The 24,944-nt window shown below is 76.8% G+C and carries 22 protein-coding genes; 11 read left to right on the top strand and 11 right to left on the bottom strand.

Annotation, left to right across the window (positions count from 1 at the left end; all coding sequences use genetic code 11):
- Nucleotides 1–18: 18 nt before the first annotated feature.
- A complete protein-coding gene (gene mtrA, locus GXP71_RS09570) occupies nt 19–702 on the bottom strand; it encodes an MtrAB system response regulator MtrA (protein WP_124343279.1) in 684 nt (227 codons plus the stop codon).
- A 165-nt stretch (nt 703–867) separates the two neighbouring features.
- On the opposite strand from mtrA, the gene GXP71_RS20550 reads away from it, so the two are divergent.
- From GXP71_RS20550 to GXP71_RS09600, 6 genes are all read left to right on the top strand, one after another.
- Nucleotides 868–1,995, top strand: a complete 1,128-nt coding sequence (locus GXP71_RS20550; protein WP_162352461.1) for a glycerophosphoryl diester phosphodiesterase membrane domain-containing protein — start codon at nt 868–870, stop codon at nt 1,993–1,995.
- Nucleotides 1,992–2,672, top strand: a complete 681-nt coding sequence (locus GXP71_RS09580; protein WP_162352462.1) for a DUF4129 domain-containing protein — start codon at nt 1,992–1,994, stop codon at nt 2,670–2,672. Before GXP71_RS20550 ends, GXP71_RS09580 begins: the two co-directional genes overlap by 4 nt.
- Entirely contained in the window at nt 2,669–3,844 is a 1,176-nt protein-coding gene (locus tag GXP71_RS09585) for a DUF4350 domain-containing protein (protein ID WP_162352463.1), read from the top strand. Before GXP71_RS09580 ends, GXP71_RS09585 begins: the two co-directional genes overlap by 4 nt.
- A gap of 281 nt (nt 3,845–4,125) precedes the next feature.
- Complete coding sequence (locus tag GXP71_RS09590) at nt 4,126–5,232, top strand: MoxR family ATPase (protein WP_202924387.1); 1,107 nt, start codon at nt 4,126–4,128, stop codon at nt 5,230–5,232.
- 7 nt (nt 5,233–5,239) lie between these two features.
- On the top strand, nt 5,240–6,532 hold the full coding sequence (locus GXP71_RS09595; RefSeq protein ID WP_162352464.1) for a DUF58 domain-containing protein: 1,293 nt from the start codon (nt 5,240–5,242) through the stop codon (nt 6,530–6,532).
- 88 nt (nt 6,533–6,620) lie between these two features.
- Nucleotides 6,621–7,805, top strand: a complete 1,185-nt coding sequence (locus GXP71_RS09600) for a winged helix DNA-binding domain-containing protein (protein WP_162352465.1) — start codon at nt 6,621–6,623, stop codon at nt 7,803–7,805.
- A 77-nt stretch (nt 7,806–7,882) separates the two neighbouring features.
- Here the strand turns inward: GXP71_RS09600 and GXP71_RS09605 are convergent, their stop codons facing one another.
- A complete protein-coding gene (locus GXP71_RS09605) occupies nt 7,883–8,872 on the bottom strand; it encodes a stage II sporulation protein M (RefSeq protein ID WP_162352466.1) in 990 nt (329 codons plus the stop codon).
- 67 nt (nt 8,873–8,939) lie between these two features.
- On the opposite strand from GXP71_RS09605, the gene GXP71_RS09610 reads away from it, so the two are divergent.
- The gene (locus tag GXP71_RS09610) at nt 8,940–9,761 is read left to right on the top strand and encodes an RDD family protein (protein WP_162352467.1); all 822 of its coding nucleotides are present in this window, start codon (nt 8,940–8,942) and stop codon (nt 9,759–9,761) included.
- Nucleotides 9,762–9,853: 92 nt separating this feature from the next.
- Here GXP71_RS09610 and ahcY read toward each other — a convergent pair whose 3' ends face one another.
- The 5 genes from ahcY to GXP71_RS09635 form a co-directional block, all read right to left on the bottom strand.
- Nucleotides 9,854–11,341 (bottom strand): adenosylhomocysteinase, encoded by a 1,488-nt coding sequence (gene ahcY / locus GXP71_RS09615; protein ID WP_162352468.1) that lies wholly within the window; start codon nt 11,339–11,341, stop codon nt 9,854–9,856.
- Between the two features lie 119 nt (nt 11,342–11,460).
- Complete coding sequence (locus GXP71_RS09620; protein ID WP_162352469.1) at nt 11,461–11,670, bottom strand: Trm112 family protein; 210 nt, start codon at nt 11,668–11,670, stop codon at nt 11,461–11,463.
- Nucleotides 11,670–13,142, bottom strand: coding sequence for a phosphomannomutase/phosphoglucomutase (locus tag GXP71_RS09625; RefSeq protein ID WP_162352470.1), 1,473 nt, complete (start codon nt 13,140–13,142; stop codon nt 11,670–11,672). Before GXP71_RS09625 ends, GXP71_RS09620 begins: the two co-directional genes overlap by 1 nt.
- A 55-nt stretch (nt 13,143–13,197) precedes the next feature.
- Complete coding sequence (locus GXP71_RS09630) at nt 13,198–13,476, bottom strand: hypothetical protein (RefSeq protein WP_162352471.1); 279 nt, start codon at nt 13,474–13,476, stop codon at nt 13,198–13,200.
- A gap of 3 nt (nt 13,477–13,479) precedes the next feature.
- The gene (locus GXP71_RS09635; RefSeq protein WP_162352472.1) at nt 13,480–13,863 is read right to left on the bottom strand and encodes a DUF3499 domain-containing protein; all 384 of its coding nucleotides are present in this window, start codon (nt 13,861–13,863) and stop codon (nt 13,480–13,482) included.
- A gap of 109 nt (nt 13,864–13,972) precedes the next feature.
- On the opposite strand from GXP71_RS09635, the gene GXP71_RS09640 reads away from it, so the two are divergent.
- Nucleotides 13,973–14,482 (top strand): metallopeptidase family protein, encoded by a 510-nt coding sequence (locus tag GXP71_RS09640; protein WP_370521005.1) that lies wholly within the window; start codon nt 13,973–13,975, stop codon nt 14,480–14,482.
- Nucleotides 14,483–14,494: 12 nt separating this feature from the next.
- Nucleotides 14,495–15,352, top strand: a complete 858-nt coding sequence (locus GXP71_RS09645) for a glycosyltransferase family 2 protein (protein ID WP_162352473.1) — start codon at nt 14,495–14,497, stop codon at nt 15,350–15,352.
- A gap of 43 nt (nt 15,353–15,395) precedes the next feature.
- Here GXP71_RS09645 and GXP71_RS09650 read toward each other — a convergent pair whose 3' ends face one another.
- Genes GXP71_RS09650 through GXP71_RS09660 form a run of 3 tightly spaced genes read right to left on the bottom strand, consistent with a single transcriptional unit; the run spans nt 15,396 to nt 20,941 of the window.
- Nucleotides 15,396–17,036: a DUF5719 family protein gene (locus tag GXP71_RS09650; RefSeq protein WP_162352474.1), complete on the bottom strand. Its 1,641-nt coding sequence runs from the start codon at nt 17,034–17,036 to the stop codon at nt 15,396–15,398.
- Complete coding sequence (locus tag GXP71_RS09655) at nt 17,033–20,560, bottom strand: glycosyltransferase (RefSeq protein WP_162352475.1); 3,528 nt, start codon at nt 20,558–20,560, stop codon at nt 17,033–17,035. The genes GXP71_RS09650 and GXP71_RS09655 overlap by 4 nt, the downstream gene beginning before the upstream one ends.
- Nucleotides 20,561–20,611: 51 nt before the next feature.
- Complete coding sequence (locus tag GXP71_RS09660) at nt 20,612–20,941, bottom strand: WhiB family transcriptional regulator (RefSeq protein WP_124343353.1); 330 nt, start codon at nt 20,939–20,941, stop codon at nt 20,612–20,614.
- 219 nt (nt 20,942–21,160) lie between these two features.
- On the opposite strand from GXP71_RS09660, the gene GXP71_RS09665 reads away from it, so the two are divergent.
- The gene (locus tag GXP71_RS09665) at nt 21,161–21,907 is read left to right on the top strand and encodes a TIGR03089 family protein (RefSeq protein WP_238402705.1); all 747 of its coding nucleotides are present in this window, start codon (nt 21,161–21,163) and stop codon (nt 21,905–21,907) included.
- 55 nt (nt 21,908–21,962) lie between these two features.
- Nucleotides 21,963–22,922 carry an FkbM family methyltransferase gene (locus tag GXP71_RS09670; protein ID WP_162352476.1) on the top strand — a complete coding sequence of 320 codons (960 nt, stop codon included), beginning with the start codon at nt 21,963–21,965 and terminating at the stop codon, nt 22,920–22,922.
- Here GXP71_RS09670 and GXP71_RS09675 read toward each other — a convergent pair.
- On the bottom strand, nt 22,903–24,891 hold the full coding sequence (locus tag GXP71_RS09675) for a hypothetical protein (RefSeq protein WP_162352477.1): 1,989 nt from the start codon (nt 24,889–24,891) through the stop codon (nt 22,903–22,905). The two genes, GXP71_RS09670 and GXP71_RS09675, sit on opposite strands and share 20 nt — an antisense overlap.
- Between the last annotated feature and the right edge of the window lie 53 nt (nt 24,892–24,944).

Below are 24,944 nucleotides of genomic sequence, written 5' to 3' on the forward strand. Positions count from 1 at the left end.
GCGCAGCCCCGCCCGACGTCACGTGGGCGTCACGCCCGCCTTGTACCCGACCCCGCGGACGGTCACGACGATCTCCGGCTGCTCCGGGTCGTTCTCGATCTTCGAGCGCAGCCGCTGGACGTGCACGTTCACGAGGCGCGTGTCCGCCGCGTGCCGGTAGCCCCACACCTTCTCGAGCAGGACCTCGCGCGTGAACACCTGCCACGGCTTGCGCGCGAGCGCGACGAGCAGGTCGAACTCGAGCGGCGTCAGCGAGATCGGACGGCCCGCGCGCGCGACGCGGTGACCGGGCACGTCGATCGTGACGTCGCCGATCGACAGGTGCTCGGGGGCGGGCTCGTCGCTGCGGCGCAGCCGCGCCCGCACGCGTGCGACGAGCTCCTTGGGCTTGAACGGCTTCGAGATGTAGTCGTCGGCACCGGACTCGAGGCCCAGCACGACGTCCACGGTGTCGCTCTTCGCCGTGAGCATCACGATCGGCACGCCCGACTCGGCGCGGATCTGGCGGCACACCTCGTTGCCGTCGCGTCCGGGCAGCATGAGGTCGAGCAGCACGAGGTCGGGCTGGGTCGCCCGGAACGTCCCGAGCGCCTCGTCCCCGTCCTCGCAGAAGACCGGCTCGAAACCCTCGGAGCGCAGCACGATGCCGATCATCTCGGCGAGCGCGGTGTCGTCGTCGACCACCAGCACACGTCCCTTCATGCGCGACATTGTCGCACCGCCGGCTGTCGATCCAGGACGAGGCCCCCCGGACGGCCCACAGATCACCCGCACCTCCACCGGCGGCGAACGGCGACGTGGCACGATGGGCGTCGCCCGGGGGCCACCCCTCGAGCCGCACACCAGCCCGAGGAGGCAGCGCTCCGCATGACGAGCCCGCAGGACGACGCGCCCCGCCCGCCGGCGTGGGCCGCACCGGGCGGCGGTCAGCCGAGCCCCGGCCCCGGTGTCCCCCCGTCCGGCCCGCCCGCACCCGCCGCACCGCCGGCGCAGTGGGGCGCGAGCCAGGGCGGCTGGGGCGCCCCCGTGCCGCCGCCTCCCCCGCCCGGCTCCGCGTGGAAGCCGCCCGCCCTCCAGCCGGGCATCGTGCCGCTGCGGCCGCTCGGCCTCGGCGAGGTGCTCGACGGCGCCTTCAAGGCGATCCGGGCCAACCCGCGCGTCATGTTCGGGCTGTCGGCGCTCGTCGTCGGCGCCGCGGTCGTCCTCTCGACGATCCTCACCTGGTACGTGCAGGGCCTCGTGGCGGGTGCGATCAGCGACGCCCTGCTCGAGCTCGACCCGTCCGGCGCGAGCGGCCTCGACGCGATGCTGGGCTGGGCCGTCGGCACGCTCCTGACCGCGCCGATCATCTGGCTCGCCACGACGGTCCTCACCGGCCTGCTCATCGTGTCCGTCAGCCGGTCCGTGCTGGGGCGCACCATCACCATCGGCGAGGTCCTGCGCTCGGGCCGCGTGTGGTGGGTCGTCGGGTTCACGCTCCTGGCGGGTGCCGCGGTGCTCCTGGTCGCCGCGCTCCTGGTCGGCGCCGTGATCGGCCTCGCCACGGCCGACCAGACCGGGCTCGCGGTGGCCGTCGGGATCCTCGGCTGGCTCGGGCTCGTCGTCGCCGGCATCTGGTTCACGATCCGCACGCTGCTCGCGCCGCCGGCGCTCATGCTCGAGGGCAAGGGCTTCTGGTCGACCGTCACTCGTGCGTGGCGGCTCACGCGCGGGAGCTTCTGGCGCCTGCTCGGGTACTACGTGCTCGTCCAGATCATGGTGAGCGTCACGAGCTACTTCGTGATGTTCCCGTTCGAGCTGGTCGGGACGCTCGTCACGCAGGACCCGACCGGCACCTCGTTCGTCTCGATCGTCCTCACGGGCATCGGCAACGTCATCGCCTACACGCTCACGACCGCGTTCACCGCGGCGATCTACGCGCTGCTCTACATCGACGTGCGCATGCGCCGCGAAGGGCTCGACCTCGAGCTCGCACGAGCCGCCCAGGCCGGATGACCGCGCTGTCCGTCGTCGCCGCGCTGCTGCGCGACGTCCCCGTCCAGCCGGACGCCGAGACGGCCCGCGAGTGGGCCCGCGACGAGCTCGCCCGGCCCGAGTACCACCGGCAGCCGTCGCTCCTGCAGCGGGTCCTGGAGTGGCTGCAGGAGCAGCTGGACTCGGTGCCGTCGCTCGGCCTGCCCGACGGCGTCGCGCTGACGATCGCCGTCGTCGCGGGCGTCGCGCTCGTGCTCGGCATCCTGTGGTTCGTCGGCCCCGTGCGGCGCTCGCGGACGCGAGCCCGGACGGGCGCCGTCGTCCTCTCCGCCGACGACCGGCGGACCGCCGAGCAGCTGCGCGCCGCCGCCGACGCCGCCGCGGCCGCCGGCGACTGGCACCTCGCGGTCCTCGAGCGGTTCCGGGCCGTCGTCCGCGGGCTCGAGGAGCGGACCGTCCTCGACGAGCGGCCCGGCCGCACCGCGCACGAGGCCGTCACCGACGCCGGTCAGCGCCTGCCCGGCCTGGCCGCCGACCTGCGGACCGCCGGCGACCTCTTCGACGACGTCGCGTACGGGGACGTGCGCGCGGACGCGGACGACGACCGCCGGCTGCGCGAGCTCGACCGGCGCGTCCGCGGCACCCGCCCGACGACCGCGGCCGCGGCCGCCGGCGACCGGCTCGTGGTGCCGTCGTGAGCGCTCCCGCCGCCGTCCTGGGCGACGGCACGACCGCCCGCTCGCGCGCGACCGGGCGCTGGCGTCGCTGGCGGCTGCCGCTCGCGATCGTGGGCCTGCTCGTGCTCGTCGGGCTGCTCGCCGCGCTGCCGACGCCCCGCACGTCGACCGACCCCTTCGCACCCGACAACCCCGCGCCCAGCGGGGCGCGGGCCGCCGCGCAGATCCTGCAGCGGCAGGGCGTGGAGATCCGGTACGTCACGCGGCTCGGCGACGCCGTCGCGCAGGCGCGCGCGGGCTCGACGCTGCTCGTCGTCAACGGCGACCTCCTCCTCGACCAGGCCGCGGTGGACGCGGTCGTCGGGACCGAGGCCGACCTCGTGGTCGTCGACTCGCCGTGGCTGCTCGAGGCCGCGACCGACGCCGTCTCGGGCGACGCCGGCTACTGGCCCGACGGCGACCTGCCCGCCGCGTGCGACGACCCCGACGCGACCGCGGCCGGCACGATCACCGCCGCGCCCGGGCTCCAGGCCCTGAGCGACGACGCGGTCGTGTGCTTCCCGGCGGCCGACGACCCGACCGTCGGCGCGTACGCCGTGGTCGACGGCGAGCGGCGCGTGACCGCGCTCTCCGACGGGCGGATCCTCACGAACGCGCTCCTCGCCGAGGAGGGCAACGCCGCGCTCGTCCTGCGCACGCTCGGACGGCACGAGCGGCTCGTCTGGTACCTGCCGTCGGCCTTCGAGACCATGGGCGAGGCGAGCGGCCCGGGCACGGGCGACATCCTGCCGCCGTGGGTCCCCGTGCTCGGCTTGCAGCTGCTCGTCGTGGTGCTCGTCGCGGCGGTCTGGCGCGGACGGCGGCTCGGCCGCATCGTGCCCGAGCCGCTGCCCGTCGTCGTCCCGGCGGCGGAGACCACCCGCGGGCGCGGACGCCTCTACCGCAGGTCACGCTCGTACGGCCACGCCGCCGCCGCGCTGCGTGCGGGGACCGCCGCACGGTGCGCCGCCCGGCTCGGGCTGCCCCGCTCGGCCGAGCCCCACGCGCTCGTCGACGCCGTCGCCCGGGCGACCGGTCGCCCCGCGGCGACCGTCGAGGCGCTGCTCTACGGACCACCACCGCACGACGACACCGGCCTGGCGCGGCTCGCGCAGACGCTGGACCACCTGGAGAGCGAGGTTCACCGACCGTGACCGACGAGACGACCGGCGCACCGCAGCCGCCGCACCCGCCGACCCCCGCGGGCCACCCCGACGCGGCCGCTGACGCCCCGACGCCGCCCCCGGCCGGGCAGGCGTCGCCGCCCGCCGCCCCGCCTGCGCCCCCGACGCACGCCGGTCCGCCGTCGTACGCCCCGCCGCCCGCGCAGGCGGCTCCCCCGGCGTACGCGACGCCCCCGGCGCCGGAGGCCGCGCACGGCGCGCCCCTCGCCCAGACCCCGCCGCCCGCGCACGCCGGGCCGCCCGCGCACGCGGTGCCGTCCGCGCCGCCCGCGCACGCGGTGCCGTCCGCCCCCGCGACGGACGGGCCGCCGAGCTGGACCAAGGCCGAGCAGGCGCCCGCGGCCGACCCCGCTCCGTCGTCGGCTCCGGCCCCCGCCCCGGTCTCGCCGCCGGCACCGGCCGCGCCCAGCGTCGCGCTGCGGTCGGCGCTCGCCGACGTCCGGCTCGAGGTCGCCAAGGCCGTCGTCGGGCAGGACGCCGCGGTCAGCGGTCTCGTGATCGCGCTGCTGTGCCGCGGCCACGTGCTGCTCGAGGGCGTCCCGGGCGTCGCGAAGACGCTCCTCGTCCGCTCGCTGTCGGCGGCGCTCGACCTGTCGACGAAGCGCGTGCAGTTCACGCCCGACCTCATGCCGGGCGACGTCACGGGCTCGCTCGTGTACGACGCCCGCACGGCCGAGTTCTCGTTCCGCGAGGGCCCGGTCTTCACGAACCTCCTGCTCGCGGACGAGATCAACCGCACGCCCCCGAAGACCCAGGCGTCGCTGCTGGAGGCGATGGAGGAGCGCCAGGTGACGGTCGACGGCACCCCGCGGCCGCTGCCGGACCCCTTCCTCGTCATCGCGACGCAGAACCCCGTCGAGTACGAGGGCACGTACCCGCTGCCCGAGGCGCAGCTCGACCGGTTCCTGCTCAAGCTGACGCTGCCGCTGCCCGAGCGCGAGGACGAGGTCGAGGTCCTGGCCCGTCACGCGGGCGGGTTCGACCCGCGCGACCTCACGGCCGCCGGGGTGCGGCCGGTGGCCGACACCGCGCTGCTCGCCGCAGCCCGCGCGGAGGTCGCGCGCGTGCAGGTCGCGCGCGAGGTGCTGGGCTACGTGGTCGACGTGTGTCGGGCGACGCGCCGGTCGCCGTCGCTCGCGCTGGGCGTCTCGCCGCGTGGTGCCACCGCGCTGCTCGCGACGGCACGCGCGTGGGCGTGGCTGTCGGGTCGCAGCTACGTGACGCCCGACGACGTCAAGGCGCTCGCGCACCCCACGCTGCGCCACCGCGTGCAGCTGCGCGCAGAGGCCGAGCTGGAGGGCGTCAGCACGGAGACGGTGCTCGACACGGTGCTCGCGTCCGTCCCCGTCCCCCGCTGACAGCCGCATGACGCTCACCTGGCGCGCGGTGGTCCTCGCGGCCGTCGGCGTGCCCCTCGTGCTGCTGCTGCCGTCGACCGGGACGGTGCTGGTCTGGGCGCTCGTGTGCGTCGCGCTGTGCGTCCTCGACGCGTCGCTCGCGGCGTCGCCACGCCAGGTCGCGGTGCAGCGGGACCTGCCGCCGTCGGTGCGACTCACCGAGCCCGCGACGTCGACGCTCACCCTCACCAACGTCGGCAACCGGCGCCTGCGCGGGCTGGTGCGCGACGCGTGGCCGCCGTCGGCGTCCGCGGAACGCGACCGTCACACGGTCGCCGTCGCGGCGGGCGACGGTGCGCGCGTGCGCACGGTGCTGCACCCGACGCGCCGCGGCGACGCGGTGGCCGACCGCGTGACGATCCGCTCGGCGGGCCCTCTCGGGCTCGCAGGGCGGCAGGCGTCGCTCACCGTCCCGGGGCGGCTGCGCGTCCTGCCGGAGTTCGCCTCGCGGCGGCACCTGCCGAGCCGGCTCGCGCGCCTGCGCGAGATGGACGGGCGTGCGGCGGTGCAGGTCCGCGGCCCCGGCACGGAGTTCGACTCGCTGCGCGAGTACGTGATCGGCGACGACGTGCGCGCGATCGACTGGCGTGCGACCGCGCGCCGCGCCGACGTCGTCGTGCGCACGTGGCGGCCCGAGCGCGACCGCCGTGTGCTGATCGTGCTCGACACGGGCCGCACGTCGGCGGTCCGCGTCGAGGACGCACCCCGGCTCGACGCGTCGATCGAGGCGGCCCTGCTGCTGGGCGCGCTCGCGACGCACGCGGGCGACCGCGTCGAGCTGCTGGCGTTCGACCGCCGCGTGCGCGCGCGCGTCGCGGGCACCGCGGGGCCGCGGCTCATGCCCGCGCTCGCCGACGCGCTCGCGACGACGTCCTCGCAGCTGGTCGAGACGGACTGGCCGGGCGTCGTCACGCAGGTGCGCGAGCGGCTCAGCCAGCGGGCGCTCGTCGTGCTGCTCACGGCGCTCGACGCGTCGGCGGTCGAGCGCGGGCTCCTGGGCGTCGCGCAGCAGCTGACGTCGCGGCACCAGGTCGTGCTCGCGTCCGTCGCCGACCCCGAGACGGACGCGATCCGGACGGCCCGCACCGACGCGCGCGCGGTGTTCGACGCCGCGGCGGCGGAGCGTGCCGACCTCGAGCGGTCGGCGGTCGCGGTCCGGCTGCGCCGGCGGGGTGTCGAGGTGGTCGACGCGCTGCCCGAGGACCTCGCCCCGCGCCTCGCGGACACCTACCTGGCGCTCAAGGCGGCCGGCCGGCTCTGACCCGCCCGCGAGCCGCGTCGACGGCATCCGTCCACCCCCGCACGGGCCGACCGCTCCCGTCGTGGGTGACGTTCGGTAGCGTCCCGGCATGGCCGAGCCGCCCCTCATGGACCGTCGCGCGCTCAACCGTGCGCTGCTCGCGCGTCAGCACCTGCTCGAGCGGACGGACGCGTCGGCCGTCGACGTCGTCGGGCACCTCGTGGGCCTGCAGGCGCAGAACGTGGGGTCCCCGTACGTCGGGCTGTGGAGCCGGGTCGAGGGGTTCACGCACGCCGACCTGGGCGACGCGCTGCTCGACCGGCGGCTCGCGCGGATCGCGGTCATGCGCGGCACGATCCACCTGGTCGACGCGGCGGACGCCCTGCTGCTGCCCGGCCTGGTCGCCCCGCTCTACGCCCGCGACCTGGTGGTCAACACGCTGCACTCGGCCCCGCTGCGCACCGTGGACCTGGCCGAGGTGACGGCGTTCGCGCGCGAGCTCGTCGAGGCTGAGCCGCGCGTGAGCACGGCCCTCGGGAAGCTGCTCGCGGAGCGCTGGCCGCACGTCCCACCGGCGTCGCTCGCGCACGCCGCGCGCGGCACGCTCCCGCTCGTCCAGGTCCCGCCGCGCGGCGTGTGGGGCCGGTCGGGTGCGACGACGTGGACGACGACGACCGCGTGGTTCGGCGCGGACGCCGCGGCGGCGCCCGACCTGTCCGACCCCGACGTCCTGGGCGCCGAGCTGGAACGCCTCGTCCTGCGGTACCTCGCCGCGTTCGGCCCCGCGAGCGTCACCGACGCCCAGGCCTGGTCGGGGCTCACCGGGCTGGCCGCGGTCGTCGCACGCCTGGGCGACCGCGTGGTCCGGTTCACCGCCGAGCCGTCCCCCGGCAAGGTGCACCCGCGCGAGGTGCTCGACCTGCCCGACGCGCCGCGCCCGCCCGCGGACGTCCCCGCCCCGGTGCGCTTCCTGCCCGACCTCGACAACGTCCTCCTGAGTCACGCGGACCGCACACGCGTCGTGGCCGAGGAGCACCGCCGCGCGCTGCAGAGCCCCAACGGCGTCGTGCCCGGCACGGTGCTCGTCGACGGCGTGGTGGCGGCGACGTGGCGCGTCGAGCGCGTGCGTGTCGAGCAGGCGCGCGCGCGACGGCGACGTGAGCGCGCGACGCTCGTCGTCGAGCCGTTCGGCGAACTGACGGCGCGCGAGCGGCGGGACGTCGTGGCCGAGGCGGAGCGCTTCGTGACGTTCGTCGCCGACGACGCCGTCGGGCACGACGTGGAGGTGCGCTGACCCCCCGCTCCTCTCGCCGGACGGCGCCGACGGGTGCCGCGCACCACGTGGTGCGCGCCGACCGGGGTCCTGCGGCGTCAGCCGGCGAGCGGCACCGCGTAGCCCGCGCGGTCGGGGTCGAGGTCGCCCGTCGCGCCCGCACGGACCGCGCGGCCACCGAGCACGAGCGTGTAGGCCCAGAACGCGGCGAGCACGACCGCGCCGACGACGATCTTCAGCCACCAGGCCATGCCCGAACCCGTGACGAAGCCCTCGACCACACCGGACACGGCCAGCACCCCGACGAGGCCGAGCGCGACCGTGAACAGCGCGCGCCCCTCCTCCGCGAGCGCGCGCCCACGCGTGCGCGGACCCGGGTCGATCAACGTCCAGAAGATCCGCAGCCCGGCGCCGCCCGCGACGAACACCGCCGTGAGCTCGAGCAGGCCGTGCGGCGCGATGAGCTGCAGGAACAGCGCGAGCTCGCCGTGCGCGCCCATCATCCCGCCGACCGCGCCGACGCTCACGGCGTTCTGGATCAGCAGCCAGACGGGGATGACGCCCGTGATGCCGGACGCGACGCACACCGCCGTGATCCACGCGTTGTTGGTCCACACCATCGCGGCGAACCCCGCGCCGGGGTCGTAGTACTCGGCGAACGCGTGGTCGACGTACTGCTGCCGCTCGGCGGGCGTGCCCATCGCCGCGAGCGCCTCGGGCTGCGTCGCGACCCACCACCCGGCGGCGAGCGCGAGGGCCAGGAACCCGACCATGACACCGACCGTCCACCAGCGGATCCGGTACAGCGCCGCGGGCAGCGACTCCCCCACGAACACCGCGACGTCCCGCCAGCTCGGCTCGTGCGCGCCGACGATCGCGGAGCGAGCGCGCGCGACCACCTGCGAGAGCCGGCTCACGGCGTCCGGGTCGGGCGCGGCCGAACGGATGACGGACAGGTCGGTCGCGGCCGCCTGGTACAGCCGGACGAGCTCGTCCGACTCGGCACCCGTGCGGCGCCGCTTGCGCGCGAGCGCGTCGAGGCGCTGCCACGACTCGTCGCGGGCCACCTGGAAGGCGTCGAGGTCCACGGCCCACAGCCTGCCATCTCCGGGGCCCGTCTCCGGTTAGTGTTCCCTCGGCGGAGGAGGGACATCGATGGTCGAGGACGAGATCCTCATCGGCGAGGGCGTGCTGCTCGACACCCGGGCGGCGTCCGCGCTGACGCGCCTCGTGGCGGCGCTCATCGACCTCGCGGTGCTCGCGGCCGCGCTGATCGTGATCATGATCGTGCTGACGACGACGGCTCCGGCGGCGATGTCCGAGGAGGTCGCGCGGATCACGTCGATCCTGGCGCTCGTCACGGTCATGGTCGTCTACCCGACGACGATGGAGACGCTCAGCCGCGGCCGGTCGCTCGGCAAGCTCGCGCTGGGCATCCGGATCGTGCGCGACGACGGCGGACCGCTCGTGTTCCGGCAGTCGCTGATCCGGGCGCTCGTCGGCGTCATCGAGCTCTGGATGACGTTCGGCTCGGTCGCGTTCCTGTGCTCGCTCGTCCACCCCCGCAGCAAGCGGCTGGGTGACGTCCTCGCGGGCACGTACGCCGTCCGGGTGCGCGGGGGCGCGCGGCGGGCACCGGTCCAGATGCCCCCGTGGCTGGCCGGCTGGGCGCAGGGTGCCGACGTCGCGCGCCTGCCCGACGGGCTCGCGCTGGCCGTGCGGCAGTTCCTCGCGCGTGCGAACGGCCTGCACCCCGCGTCGCGGGTCGAGCTGGGCACCCGGCTGTCGGCCGAGGTCGCGCGGTACGTGCACCCGGGGCCCCCGCCCGGGACGCACCCCGAGGCCTTCCTGGCGGCGGTCCTGGCCGAGCGGCGTGAGCGCGAGCTCGTGGCGCGGCTGCGGGACGACGCACGCGACGCCGCCGACGCGCGCGTGCTCCACCGCCTGCCGCACGGCGTGCCCGACCCCGTCGACTGACCGCGCGCCCAGGACCGCGTCCGCTCGCGGCACGCGCGCCGCGGCGACCGCCCGCGACGCCGTCGTCCCGCGGCGACGTGCTCGTCGTGCGGTCAGTACCGGTAGTGCTCGGCCTTGTACGGGCCGTCGACCTCGACGCCCAGGTACGCCGCCTGGTCCTTCGTGAGCCGCGTGAGCCGCACGCCGAGGGCGTCGAGGTGCAGCCGCGCGACCTTCTCGTCGAGGACCTTGGGCAGCCGGTGCACCTGCCGGTCGTACGCGCCCTGCCGCGTCCACAGCTCGACCTGGGCGATCACCTGGTTCGCGAACGACGTGCTCATGACGAACGACGGGTGGCCGGTCGCGTTGCCGAGGTTGAGCAGCCGCCCCTCGGACAGGACGATGACCGACCGCTCGCCGCGGCCCGTCCGGTCGTCGGCGGGGAACGTCCACTCGTGCACCTGCGGCTTGAGCTCGGTCCGCCGCACCCCGGGGTACGCCGCGAGACCGGCCATGTCGATCTCGTCGTCGAAGTGGCCGATGTTGCCGACCACGGCCTTGTCCTTGAGCGCCGCGAGGTGCTCGACGGTGACGACCGACCGGTTGCCGGTCGCGGTGATGACGAAGTCCACCTCGCCCACGACGTCGTCGAGCCGCGCGACCTGGTAGCCGTCCATCACGGCCTGGAGCGCGCAGATCGGGTCGACCTCCGAGACGACGACGCGCGCACCCTGCCCGCGCAAGGCCTCGGCGGCCCCCTTGCCGACGTCCCCGTAGCCGACGACGAACGCGACCTTGCCGCCGATGAGCACGTCCGTCGCACGGTTGAGCCCGTCGGGCAGCGAGTGCCGGATGCCGTAGCGGTTGTCGAACTTCGACTTGGTGACGGAGTCGTTGACGTTGATCGCCGGGAACCGCAGGTCGCCGGCCTCGGCACGCTGGTAGAGCCGGTGCACGCCTGTCGTCGTCTCCTCGGAGACCCCCACGATCCCGTCGGCCACGCGGGTCCAGCGCTGCGGGTCCTCGGCGAGCGACCGGCGCAGCAGCTCGCGCACCACGACCAGCTCGAGCGAGTGCTCGGGGTCGCCAGGTGCCGGCACGTCGGGCACCGCGCCGGTCGCCTCGTACCGCGCACCCTCGTGCACGAGCAGCGTCGCGTCGCCCCCGTCGTCGAGGATGAGGTCCGGGCCGCGCCCGTCGGGCCACAGGAGCGCGTGCTGCGTGCACGCCCAGTACTCCTCGAGCGTCTCGCCCTTCCACGCGAACACGGCGGGACCGGCGGGCGCGTCGACGGTGCCGTCGGGCCCGACGACGACCGCGGCGGCGGCCTCGTCCTGCGTCGAGAAGATGTTGCACGACGCCCACCGCACCTCGGCGCCGAGCGCGACGAGCGTCTCGATGAGCACCGCGGTCTGCACGGTCATGTGCAGCGAGCCGCTGATCCGGGCGCCCGCGAGCGGCTGCGACGGCCCGAGCTCGGCGCGCAGCGCCATGAGGCCGGGCATCTCGTGCTCGGCGAGACGGACCTGATGGCGGCCCGCCTCCGCGAGCGCGAGGTCGCGCACCTGGTACCGACCGGGGACCTCGCTGAACCTCGCCATGCGCACCTCGCAGGATGAGACGGGCCGAGCCGGGCTGCGTCGCCCGTGCCCATCCTGCCCCACGACGTCCGGTCCGTCCCGGCCCGCGACGACGGCGCGCCGCGCGGACGGGTCGCGCGTCAGCGAGCGGGTGCCGGGCGCGCCTCGTCGGCGAGCAGCACCGGGATGCCGTCACGCACCGGGTACGCGAGCGGCTCCGTCGGGTGCGTCGAGACGAGCAGCGGCTCGCCGTCGGGTCCCGTCGCGTCCACGAGCGTCGCGCCCGACACGGGGCAGCGCAGCAGGTCGCGCGCCCACGGCTCGAGCGGGTGGCTGGCGTCGGTGCTCATCAGGCTCCCTCTCCCTGGCGCACGAGGGCGAGGACGTCGTCGCGCACCTTCTCCATGATGTCCTCGTCCGCGGCCTCGACGTTGAGCCGCAGCAGCGGCTCGGTGTTCGACGCCCGCAGGTTGAACCACCACTGCGGCTGGCCGTCCCAGTGCGACACGGTCAGGCCGTCGAGCTCGTCGACCTCGACCGGGCCGGCACCCTGCTGCGTCACGTACGCCTCGACGACCCGGGCACGCGCCGCGGCGACGTCCTCGACGCGCGAGTTGATCTCGCCGCTCGCGACGTACGGCTGGTACTGGTCGGCGAGCGCCGACAGCGGGTGCGGCTGCCCGCCGAGGGCCGCGAGCACGTGCAGGGCCGCGAGCATGCCGGTGTCGGCGAAGAAGAACTCACGGAAGTAGTAGTGCGCGCTGTGCTCGCCGCCGAAGACCGCCTGGTGCTGGGCCATCTCCGCCTTGATGAACGAGTGCCCGACGCGCGTGCGGACCGTCTTCGCACCCGCCGCGGTGATGAGGTCCGGCACGACCATCGAGGTGATGAGGTTGTGGATCACGGTCGGCGTCCGGCCAGCGGCGCGCTCCCGCGCGACCTCGCGGAGGCCGACGAGCGCGGTCACGGCGGACGGGCTGACGGGCTCGCCACGCTCGTCGACGACGAAGCAGCGGTCCGCGTCGCCGTCGAACGCGAGGCCGATGTCGGCGCCGTGCTCGACGACCGCGCGCTGCAGGTCCCGCAGGTTCTCGGGCTCGAGGGGGTTGGCCTCGTGGTTCGGGAAGGTGCCGTCGAGCTCGAAGTACAGCGGCACGACGTCGAGCGGCAGCTCCGGCAGGCCGGCACCCGTGCCGAGGACCGCCGGCGCGGTGTAGCCACCCATGCCGTTGCCGGCGTCGACGACGACCTTCAGCGGACGGATGCCCGACAGGTCGACCAGCGTGCGCAGGAAGCCCGCGTACTCGGCGAGCATCTCCCGCTCGGTGACGCTGCCCCGTGCGTCGTCGGCGACCTGCGGGACGCCCGACGCGAGGTAGTCGCCGGCGAGCTCGCGGATCGTCGAGAGGCCCGAGTCCTGGCCCACCGGACGCGCGCCCGCACGGCACAGCTTGATGCCGTTGTACTCCGCCGGGTTGTGGCTCGCCGTGAACATCGCGCCCGGGACGTCGAGCGAGCCGGACGCGAAGTACAGCCCGTCGGTCGAGGCGAGCCCGATGAGCTCGACGTCCACACCGCGTGCGGTCAGGCCCTCGGCGAACGCACCGACCAGCTGGGGCCCCGACGGCCGCATGTCGTTGCCGACCACGACCCGCGGCCTGCCGGTCGCCTCGGGGAGGACGACGACGTCGGCGAACGCCGCACCGATCGCCCGCGCCACACCGGCGTCGAGCTGCTCGGGGACGATCCCCCGGACGTCGTAGGCCTTGATGAGGGCGGACAGGTCGACACGGTCGGGCGAAGGAGTCGTCACGTCGGGCATCGTACCGAGCGCGGAGGGCCGAGCCGACGCCCGCCACCTGCCGGGACGCGCGTGGTCAGGCGCCGTCGCGCCCCATGACCTCGTCGCGCGGCAGCGGCGTGCCGTCGCCGTCCAGAGCGAACCACCCCGTCCGCTCGCACGCGGGGCACGACACGAACACGGCGGGCCGCCCGCTCGACAGGGTCATGCGGATCCGGGTGAGGTCCGGCGACCCGCACTGCTGGCACGCCTCCGTGCCGGGTGCGAGCGGGCCGGCCGGCTGGCTCATCGAGCCGAGCGGCTCGGGCGGCAGCGACCCGCGCGCCCCCGACTGCTCCCCCCTGCGTCGCGGCACGGCTCAGCCCTCTCCGCGCAGGACCCGAAGGTGCCCGCGGCGCGGGGCGTCCGCGAGCGCGTCCGCCACGGGCTCGGGCGCCGTCGCCGCCGCGGCGGCGGGTGCGGTGTGCCGTCCGCGACCCGCCTCGCGCACCGCGTCGGCGAGCGCCAGCAGGTCGTCGCGGCTCGGGGCAGCCGGGGTGAAGTCGGGCGTCAACCGCACGACCTCCCACCCGCGGGGGGCGGTCAGCCGCTCGGCGTGCTCGACGCACAGGTCGTACGAGTGCGGCTCGGCGTGGTGCGCCAGCGGGCCCAGGACGGCCGTGGAGTCGGCGTACACGTAGGTCAGCGTGGCCACGGCGGCACGGCCGCACGCCGTGCGCGAGCACTGCCGGACGGATCTCACGGGGTGACCGTACCCCCCGGCGGCGACACGTGGCGTCCCCCACGCCGCACGGCGCGACGCGACGCGCCCGCGCCGGTCCCACGCGCACGCGCGGACTAAGGTTTCTCGCGTGACGTCCTCCGGCCACCCGCACGCCCCGGGCCACCACGCGGGCCCCCTCGGGCGCCGCGGGTCGACCCCCGGTCTCGGCGACGGCCCGGTCCAGGGGGTGCGTCGGCGCGACCGTCGGGGCCGCGGCCCGCGCGGGCCGCTGATGCCGTCGACGATGCCCGCCTACCGCACGCGCGCCGAGCGGTTCGACGACCTCGTGCTCGATGCCGTGGAGCGGCTCGAGCGGCGCTGGACGCGACAGCTCGACGGCACCGAGTTCGCGGTCGAGGACGTCCCGCCGTCCAACCCGGCACCGTGGGAGCACGGCGGTGTGCCGCTCGGCCGGTACTTCCCCGCCGACTCCGGCCTTCCCGCGCGCATCGTCGTGTACCGCCGTCCCGTCGAGGCGCGTGCGACCGACGCGGGCGACCTCGCCGACCTCGTGCGCGACGTCGTGGTCGAGCAGGTCGCGCACCTGCTCGGACGCTCCCCCGAGGACGTGGACCCCGGCTATGGTGACGCCCACTAACCTGGGCGCACGATGAGCAGCCCCGCCCCCACCGTCCGAGTCGTCTGCGTCGTCTACCACCCCGGCGAGGAGCTCGAGCGCTTCGCGCGCACGCTCGCCGGCGCGACGTCCGCCCCCTACGAGCTGGTCGTCGTCGACAACGGCGACGACCCCACGGTGTCCCGCGCGGTCGCCGGCCGGCACGGCGCCCGGGTCGTCGAGTCGGGCGCGAACCTCGGCTACGGCGGTGGCGCGAACCTCGGCGCCCGGGGGGCGCAGGCGCCCTGGCTCGTCGTCGCCAACTCGGACCTCGAGTGGGAGCCGGGCTCGCTCGACGTGCTGGTCGCCGCCGGTGAGGAGCACCCCGACGCCGGCGCGCTCGGCCCCGCGCTGCTCAACGTCGACGGGACCGTCTACCCGTCCGCGCGCGCCCTGCCGTCGCTGACGCAGGGCGCCGGCCACGCGCTGCTCGTCCGCGTCTGGCCGGGCAACCCGTGGACCCGCGCCTACCGGGCTCAGCACGAGGACGCGGGCGGGCAGCGGGCTGCGGGCTGGCTCTCGGGCGCGTGCCTGCTGCTGCGCCGGTCCGCGTTCGAGGCCGTCGGCGGGTTCGACGACGACTACTTCATGTTCTTCGAGGACGTCGACCTGGGCGAACGGCTCGGTCGCGCCGGGTGGACCAACCTCTACGTGCCCGGCGCACGCGTCACACACGTCGGTGGAACGTCGTGGCGCGAGCGACCGGCCCGGATGATCTCGGCGCACCACGCGAGCGCGGCCCGCTACGTGTCGCGCCGGTACCCGCACGCCTGGCAGTGGCCGGTGCGCGTCGCGGTGACGTTCGGCCTGCGGCTGCGCGAGCGGTCCGAGCTCCGGGCCGCCGCGCGCTGATCCCGGACGACGCGCGTCGGCGCGCGCCGAACCGCCGTGCGCGTCAGCGCGTGCCGAGCCGCGGGTCCGGCTGCACCGCGACGTCGGGCGCCCGCACGAGCGCCGGGACGGGACGCAGCACCGAGACCAGGACACCGTCGGGGCGCGACACCTCGGCGACCAGCGCCCAGGCGACGTCGTCCCCGTCGTCCACGACCACGTCGACCGCCCGCACGACCGGCTGACCCGCGGGTGCCGTGAGCGCGGTGCTCGGTGTGACGAGCCCGTCGCCCTGCACGAGCGCCTCGAGCGACCACGCGCCCGTCGCCCCCACCGGCACGGAGACGCGCCGCTCCCCCACGACCCGGCCGTCGTCGCCGAGCAGCCGGACGGTCGCGGTCGTCTCGCCCCCGCCGTCGACCGAGTCCGCCGCGCTCCCGCGCGCGGGCAGCCCCGCGAGCGTGAACGTCCCCCCGGTCCCGGCGGGGAGCACCGCGACGCCACCGTCCGTGGGCGACGAGGACGCCGCCCACGCGCGCTCGCGGCTGGGCACGTCGTCGAGCTCGCCCGGTGAGCCCGGCCGGGTCACGACCGCGGCCGCGACGACCGGCTGGTCGGCGTCGACCAGGAGCGTGTACGTGCCGGCGGCGAGCCCGCCGAGCGGGACGTCGGTCACCTCGCCGGGGCGCAGCTCGACGGACTCCGCGCCGGGCAGCGCGGTCGGGCCGTCGGGACCGAGCACCGACACCGACGCCGTCGCGGTCGCGTCGCCCGGCACGAGCAGCCGCACCGCACCCGCGTCCTCGTCGCCGACCTCGCTCGCCACGACCGACACCCCGGGCACGACCTGACGCCGCGCGGGCGCCTCGCCGGGCACCACGAGGTCGGTCCCGGCGGGCGTGAACCCGTCGAGCGCGGAGTCCTGCAGGTGCACCGCCACGCGGCCGCCCGTCGTCGCGACGTGCACGACCAGGCGGCGCTGCTCGGCGGCGATCCCGCCCACGGCGACGACGCGCTGCGCACCCGGCGCGACGAGGTAGCGCTCACCCGTGAGGTCGACGGCACCCGAGGGCCCCCACACCTCGAGGCCCACCTCCGCGGGCGTGCTGCCGGCGTTCGTGAGGACGAGCTGCGCGGTGCTCGTGAGGTCGGTCGCGCCACCCACGAGCCACGCGTCGGCCGTCGGGTGCTGGCACGACGCCGCTGACAGCCCTCGCAGGTCGCCCGCGGTGACGAGGCCGCTGCTCACGGCGCCGACGCGCGCAGGTGCGGTGTCACCGGGCTCGGCCCGGACGACGAGGGGCGCGGGGACCTGTCCGACGGTCACCGCCTCGTCGCCGGGGTCGAGCCGTGCGAGCGTCTGCGCGCCGTCCAGCGTCGTCACGGTGCCCGCGCCCCGGGTCGACGACGCGACCGAGACGCTCGACACCGGGTCGACCGGCGTCGGGTCGAACGCGGAGTCGCCGCGACCCACGTCGTCCGGCAGCAGCAGCGGACCGGCGCACACCAGGGTCGTCGCCGCGGGCGGCACCGGGACGGACGACGGGCCGAGGCCGTCGACGGCGGTCCCCGGGACGACGCCACCTGCGACGACCACCGCGGCGACGACGCCCGCGACCGCGAGTCCGGAGCCCGCCCGCACGAGCCGTCCGCGCCAGACGACGCCCCGGTCGACCACGGCGGCGGGCTCGGTCGCGGCGGTCATGCGGTCACCCGCCGGCGTCGCACGGGCAGCGCGAGCAGCAGCGTGACGACCAGCACGGCGCCCTGCGCCGCGAGCCACGGGGCACGGTCGGGCGCGTCGTACCGGACGACCAGACGGCCGCCGTCCGCCGGGACCTCGAAGCCCTGGCGCCAGCCGCTGTCGACCGCACGCAGCGGCGTCCCGTCGAGCCACGCGCGCCACCGCGGGTCCGCGCGCTCCGCGAGGACGAGGACGCGGTCCGCGGCACCGGCCGGCACGGGCGCGTCGACCGCGCGGTCGTGGGCCGCCACGGCGAGCGCGTCGACCGTGACGTCGCGCACGTCGGAGCCCGCCGGGACGAGCCGGGCCCACGACGGCACCACGACGGGTGCGACCTGCCCGGCGTCGGCGGTCGCCCGCACACGCCAGAGGGTCCCGGCGGGGGTCTGCGTCACGCGTTCGAGGCCCGGCGTCGAGTCCAGACGGGACACGAGGTCGTCGCGCAGCGCGCGCTCGGCTCGGTCCGACCTCGCCGCGTCGGGCAGGGCGGGCACCAGGACGTCCGCGACGGCGAGGGCGGCGAGCTCACCCGCGACGTCGCCCCCGGACGCCGCGACGAGCCGCGCGACGAGCGCGTCGACCTCCTGCGTGGCGGCGTCCGCGCCGCGCACCCGGGGTGCGTCGAGGTCGCCGGTGAGCGCGCGCGTCGACGTGGCGGCGGCGACGTCGTCGAGCTGCGGACCGTCGGCGCGCATGAGCTGCCACGTGGCGAGCGGCTCGTCGTCGCCGGTGCCGCGCACCTCGACCGCGAGGACGCGCGACGCGAGCGGTGACGTCTGGGCCTGCTGGCCGACGGCCGGCACGACCGCACGCTCCTGCGCGCGCAGCGCGACGGCATCGCCGTCCCGCGCCTGCCACGTCCACCCGCCGAGCACCGCGACCGGCGCGAGCACCGCGACGGTCGCCAGGAGCGCCGCGAGCGGCTGCCGCCAGCCGAAGGACGCGGCGGCGAGGCGGTCGCGCAGCCGGTCCGCGCCGAGCAGCGCCGCGGCGAGCAGCCCCGCCCACGCGAGCGACAGGCCCGGCCCGCCCCAGCCGCGCACCGCGGTCGAGCCGTCGACGCCCACGGCCACCGCGGTGCCCACGGTCGCGCCCGCGAGGCCGAGCGCCGCGACGAGCCACCCGACGCGCACCCCCCGGGCGACGGGCCGGCCGCGCAGCAGCGCGAGCGCGGCGAGCAGCACGAGGACGCCTCCGGGCAGGTACGGCCACACGTCCGCGACCGTGCCCCCGAGCGCACCGGGGACGAGCGCGCTCGCGTCGGCGGGCACGCCGAGCAGGCGGGCGACCGGGTCCGACGCGGTCGACGCGAGCGGCAGGCCGGGCTCGGCGAGCACGAGGCGCCAGCCCGACAGCCCGCGCGCCAGCGCCGTCACGAGGAGCGGGCCCGCGACGACCACCGCGGGCACGGGGACCAGCAGCAGGCGAGCGCGGCGTCGCGGGGCGGCGAGTGCGACGAGGAGCACCGCGAGCGTGCCCGGGACCAGCAGCGACGGCGACGCGGCGACGACGACCGCGAACGCGAGCGCCGCGGCGGCCGCCGCGGTCAAGGACCCGGTCGGGTCGGGCGCGCCGACCAGGCCGGGCGTGCGGGGGGCATCGTCCGTCCGCGCGTCGACCGCCGCGCTCGTCGTGGGTGAGACGCGCTGCGTCGGCACGGTCGGCACGGCCGGGACGCCCCGCACGGGTGTGTCGACGTCGGCCGGGTCCGTCTCGTCCTCGTCGTCGGCGCGGCGCGCGGTCGCGAGACCCGAGAGCACCTGGTCGACACGGTGCACGCCGACCGCGCGCACGAGCCCGAGCGCGACCCACGGGAGCGCGGCGTGCGCCAGCACCGGCCCGAGCCGGCCGTCGCCGACGGCGAGCAGCAGCATCGGGGCGGCCGCCCAGACCACCGCCGCCCAGGCGCGCGCACCGACCGAGCGCGTCGCGGCCCCCGCGGCCGCCCAGGCACCGAGGCCCGACAGGAGCACGCCGCCGAGCAGCAGCGCGGCCACCGCGGCGGCCGTGTGCCCTGCTGCGACCGTGCTGGGCACGAGCAGGAGCGTGAGCAGCGGGTCCGCGGGACCGGGCGCACCGAGCCCGCCGGCGACCCACCCCGACGTCGCGGACCGCCACAGGCCCCCGAGGTCGGTGCCGGCGGCCACGAGCGCACCGCCGACCACCGAGGCGCCGCCCGCGGCCGCGCTCACGAGCGGGCCGAGCGCGACGGCGGTGACCAGCGCGAGGGCGACGACCAGCACCACGAGCGTCACGCGACGGCGCGACGCGAGGGCCGCGAGCTCGCGCAGCTCCAGCTCGCTGGGCGCACGCACGACCCGGCGGGCCTCGGCACGCGCCAGCCGCCGGTCCCGGTCGAGCGCCCACACGTCCCGCCAGCGCGCCTGCAGGGGCCGCAGCGTGCGCCGCGGGAGCCGACGCGTCTGCCGGGCGCGGGCGCGCGCCCGCGCGACCGCGTCGGGACGCAGCAGCGCCGCGACCGGCGCGCGCAGCTCGTCGACCGCGAGACCGGGCTGCTTGGCGCCCAGCCGCACGAGCGAGCGGAGCAGGCCCGCGGCGAGGAACAGGAGTGCCGCGCACGGCAGCCAGGGCAGCGGCACCGCCGCGAGGTGGCGGTGCACCGCGGCCCGGCGCCGCGCGGCGTACGAGCGGTGCGGGTCGCCCGCGTCGTCGAGGCCGTCGCCGTCACGGTCGACGGGCTCACCGTCCTCCGCACGGAGGCCGAGGTACGTCGCCTGCGCGTGCCGGACGACAGCCGCGGGCACCACGACGACGCGGTGCCCCGCGAGGCGCGCGCGACGCGACAGGTCCTCGCCGTCGCCGAACGGGCCCAGCGCCGGGTCGGGCCCGTCGAGCTCGTCCCACACGTCGCGCCGCACGAGCGCACCGACCAGGCCCACGCCCAGCACGTCCTCGCGCGCGTCGAGCTGCCCCTGGTCGAGCTCGCCCGGTGCGACGTCGGTGAGCCGCCGCCCGGCCGGCGACGTGCGCAGACCGACCTCCAGCAGGCGCTCGGGGTCGGTCCACGTGCGCTGCTTGACGCCCGCGACGGCGACCGAGCGGGCGTGCCCGACGGCGCGCACGAGCTCGGCGAGCGCGTCGGGCGCCGGGGCGCTGTCGTCGTGCAGGAGCCACAGCCAGGTGGACGCCGGCCCGTCGGCGCGTACCTGTGGGTCCAGGAGCGCGGCCCGCACGGCGTGCCCGAAGGTCCGTGCGCCCGGGACGTGCACCGTGCGGAGCTGGGGGCGCGGCGAGCTGGCCTGCCGTGCGAAGGCGTCGTCCAGGGCGTCGCCGACCTCGAGGGCCGGGGCGACGTCGACCAGCAGCACCCGCGCCGGACGACGGGTCGACGCGGCGAGGGCCGCGAGCGCGTCGTCCAGGTAACGCGTCCGGCCCCGGGTCACGACGACCGCCGTCACCGGCGTCGTCACCGGGAGGGGTGCGGTGGTCGTGGGTGCGTCCACGGGCGGGAGGGTCTCGGTCATGCTCGGGCCATCCTGCCGTCCGGGGTCCGCGAACCCCTCGACCGACACGCGTCAGACGACCCGGCGCTTCAGCTTGCGGCGCTCACGCTCGGACAGTCCGCCCCAGATGCCGAACCGCTCGTCGTTCGCGAGCGCGTACTCCAGGCACTCCGAGCGGACGTCGCACCCGGTGCAGACGCGCTTCGCCTCGCGGGTCGAGCCGCCCTTCTCCGGGAAGAACGCCTCGGGGTCGGTCTGCGCGCACAGCGCCCGCTCCTGCCACCCCATCGGCCCGTCGTCCTCGGGTGCACCGAAGAGCGACAGCACGTTCGACGCGGGTTCCGCGGGCTTCCGGGCGTCGCTCGGGAAGGTCTCGTCGTCGTCGTCGAGCAGGTTCCACATCGCGTGCCTCCGTGCGGGTCTTTCGTGCGGTTCGTTCAAGGCTCGGCAGAGCGGCTCCCGGAGGACGCCGCGTGGTGGTGCTCGCGCATGAATCTCTTCTCAGGAATTACACGCGTGTCGTTCGAGGGCGTCAAGCCGAGCCGTGGTAGTTGCCCGGATATGTCGGGGTGAACTTGTGGCACACGGGTGAAGACGGCGTGTCGCGCCTACTCTGAGGCCGTGCCAGGAGCCACCATCGCCGACGTTCTCGCCCTCGTCACCCGGATGCCGGGTCGTCCCCGACTCACCTGGTACAGCGCCGACGGCGAACGTGTCGAGCTCTCCGGCGCGGTGCTCGAGAACTGGGTCAACAAGACCACCAACCTCCTCGTCGAGGAGCTCGACGCCGGCCCCGGCACGCGCGTCCTGCTCGACCTCCCCGGCCACTGGCGCACCGTCGTGTGGGCCCTCGCCACGTGGCGGTGCGGCGCGTGCGTCGTCCTCGGCGGCGGCGAGGCCGACGTCGTCGTGACGTCCCGGCCCGCCGCGCACGCCGGCACCTCGGCACCCGTCGTCGCCGTCGCGCTCCCCGCGCTCGCGCGCCGCGTCGACGACCTCCCGCCCGGCGCGCTCGACGCCGCGTCCTCGGTCAGCACCTACGGCGACGCGCTCGGGTGGGTGCCGGGCACGGAGCCGGCACGCCCCGCATGGATCGCCGACGGCGAGCTGGTGACGCACGCGGACCTCGTGCTGCACGCGGCCTCGCGCGCCGCCGCGCCCGACGCCCGACGCGTCCTGCGCGAGGCGGTCGACGCCACCGTCGCCCTGGACGCGCTCGCCGTGCTCGCGACCGACGCGTCGCTCGTCCTCGCCGACCCGGACCTCGCCGCCCGCCTGCGGACCGACGCCGAGGCCCGCGACCGCCTGGTCGGCCCCGAGCGCGTCGACGCCGACCTGCTCGGCGCGGACGCCACCGGGCCGTCCTGACCCCGCACGCGTCGTCCCTGTCCGGGACCGGCCCATCCCCGCTACGGTCGATGGGGTGAGCACGACGCTGCTCCGCACGGCACGACGCCGCCTGGGCGCCACGGCGGCGCGGCCCGGCGTGTCGGCGGCGCTCGAGCTGCTCGGGGCGCACACCCTCGCCGACCGGGCCGACCGTCGCCGGTCGGGCGGCGAGATCGTCCCCGTCACCCTCCCCGCACCGCCCGGCGCGTGGCGCGCGCACCGCATCAAGGCCCTCCGCCAGGGCGGGACCGACCAGTGGGTCGAGGCGTTCCGGCAGGGCGGGTGGTGGGGCTACGAGCGCCCGCTGCCCGACGTCCTGCTCGGGGCCGTCCGGCGGCGCCCGGGCGTCGTCCTGGACGTGGGCGCCAACACGGGCGTGTACTCGCTGCTCGCGGCGAGCACGCGCGGGACGACGGTGCACGCGTTCGAGCCGTACCCGCCGGTCGTGGCGATGCTGCGGGAGAACGTGCGGCTCAACACGTCCCGCGGTCGGGTGCGGGTGGTGGAGGCGGCCGTCACGGACGTCGACGGGACCGTCGACCTCTGGGTCCCGCCCGGGATCGGCGTCGTCGAGACGAGCTCCTCGACGGACCCCGGCTTCAAGGGCGGCGAGCTGGAGCGCGTCGAGGTCCGCGCGGTGACCCTCGACACGTACTGGCGCTCGATCGGCTCACCGCCGGTGTCCGTCGTCAAGGTCGACGTCGAGGGTGCGGAGGTGCGGACGCTGCGCGGCGGCCGCTCGCTGCTGGCCGAGGCGCGGCCGTGGCTGTTCGTCGAGGTGCTCGAGCGCGCCCCGTTCGCCGGGCTCGAGGACGAGCGGCGCGCGGCGGACTACGTCGACGTGCGCCTCAGCCCCTGGGAGGCCGTCGTCGGGGACCGTCTGCGCTTCCATCCCCTGGCCTGGAACCACGCGTGGGTGCCGTCCGAGGACGTCGACGACGCCGCCGCGGTCTTCCGGGCGGCAGGGCTGATCGTCACCGAGACCAGGCGATGACCTGCTCCGGGCGGTCCACCGCGTCGCGCACGTCGGCCAGGACGTCCGGGTGGACGACCACGAGCACGGTCGGGTCGGACGCGAGGGCCGCCGTCGCCACCCGGACCGGGTCGGTGTCGACCAGCAGACCGGGCAGCGCCGACGCGGCGCCCGTCCACGTCCCGGTCAGCGCGGACGTCCACTGCGCCGACGCGAACGGGTGCAGGCCGGTCTCCACGGGGTACGGCACGACGAGGACGGGGCGGTGGCCGTCCTCGCCCGCGGCGGCCCGTGCCGCGCCCAGCACGACGTCGGCGGACGGCAGCGCGGCGATCCCGGCCTCGGTGAGGTTCCCGCGCGTCGCGGCGCCGGGTGCGAGCGCACCGAACCCCGCGGACTGCACCGCGGGCAGCGTCGCGCCGAACACCTGCGTCGCGCCGGCCGCGACGAGCAGCGCCACCGTCCAGCCGGCGGCCCCGACGGGCCGGGCGGCCCCACGGCTCGCGCGCGCCGTGACGACCACGGCGAGCACGACCGCCGCGACGACGACGAGGCCGACGAGCTGCTTCCAGAAGTAGTACGTGAGCGCACCGCCTGAGCGGATCTGGAGCCACCCGACCCACGCCGCGAAGCCGAGCCCTGCGAGCGGCACGCCCACGAGCAGCCCCGCACGCAGCAGTCCGACGGACCGCGTGCGCCGGGCCTCCCCCAGCACCCCCACCCCGACCGCGACGGCCCCGAGCAGGAGCGGCAGGGCGTGCGCGGACGGCACGGTCGAGCCGGCCCCGTCGATCACGAGCACTGCGTCCAGGTCCGTGCCCGCGAGCGTCACGAGCGCGTGCCCCACGCCGACGAGCGTCGCCAGGGCGACCGCCCCCGTCGCGACCCACCCGGTCGGGCGCGCCGCCCAGCGGGCACGCCGCGCGGGGACGACCAGCGCGGGCAGCGCACCCGCGCACAGCACCAGCAGCAGCGCCCAGGACTGCGCGACGCCGACGACGGCGCCGCCGAGCGCGACCAGCAGGACCGGCACGTGGACGCGCGCCGCGCACAGCACGAGCGTCGGGACGCACGCCGCGAGCCCGACGGCCACGAGGAGGTTCGGGAACCCGTCCGTCACGACGCGGCCGCCGGGCCCGAGCAGCAGCGTCGCGGCCGCGAGCGCCGCGAGCGGGAGCACGACGGCGGGACGGCGCGCGGCACCGGGCACGGCGCAGACCGCGGCGACGACGAGCGCCGCGACGGCGACGGACAGCAGGCCGAGGACGTGCGCGTACGTCACGAGCTCGGCGGCGGGCGTCGCGACGACGGGGCCGTCGACGAGCTCCACGAGCGCGGCGGCGGCGGCGTGGAAGCCCTGGGGGTAGGTGTCGTACGCCCAGCGCCCCCCGTCGGGCGGTCCTGCGAGGTGCCCGACGACGGCGCCGTGGTGCCGGATCATCGAGACCATGTCGTAGTGCGCCGAGTGGTCCCAGCCGGCGGACATCATCCCGAGCGCGGCGCCCGGTGCCCGGACGGTGAGCCACGGCTGCGCGAGCAAGGCCGCCGCACCCGCCGCGCCCGCAGGGAGCAGGTCCACGAGCCGCAGGTCGGGGAGGAGCTCGCGCAGCGCCCGGGCGGGCCTCGCCGCGCCCGCCGTCCGGGCCGCGAGCCCGGCGCTCCCGACGGCGAGCATCACGGTGACGCGGCCGACTCCCCCACCCCACGGCAGCCACCAGAGGCACGGCAGCCACCCGAGGAGCACCGGGCCCGCGAGCACGACGCGCCGCGAGACCGACCGCGACGTGGGGACGACGAGGACCAGCAGGGCCCCGACGACGACCGCCACCGGACCCTCGAGCACGCCGGTGAGCCGGAGCAGCACGACCACCGCGGCAGCGACGAGAGCCGCGGCAGCCGCGGCGAGCACGCGTCGGCGGGCGGACCGGACCGGCGACCCCGCGCCGGACGAGGGCACGGGCGGACGGGCCGGCGCGACGACGACGGACACTGCTCTGCTCCTCGGGATCCGCGTGCCCGGTCGGGACGACGCCGTGCCGGCGG

Origin of the sequence: Cellulomonas sp. H30R-01 (assembly GCF_010119915.1) — a bacterium.
GTDB classification, from domain to species: Bacteria; Actinomycetota; Actinomycetes; order Actinomycetales; family Cellulomonadaceae; genus Cellulomonas; species Cellulomonas algicola.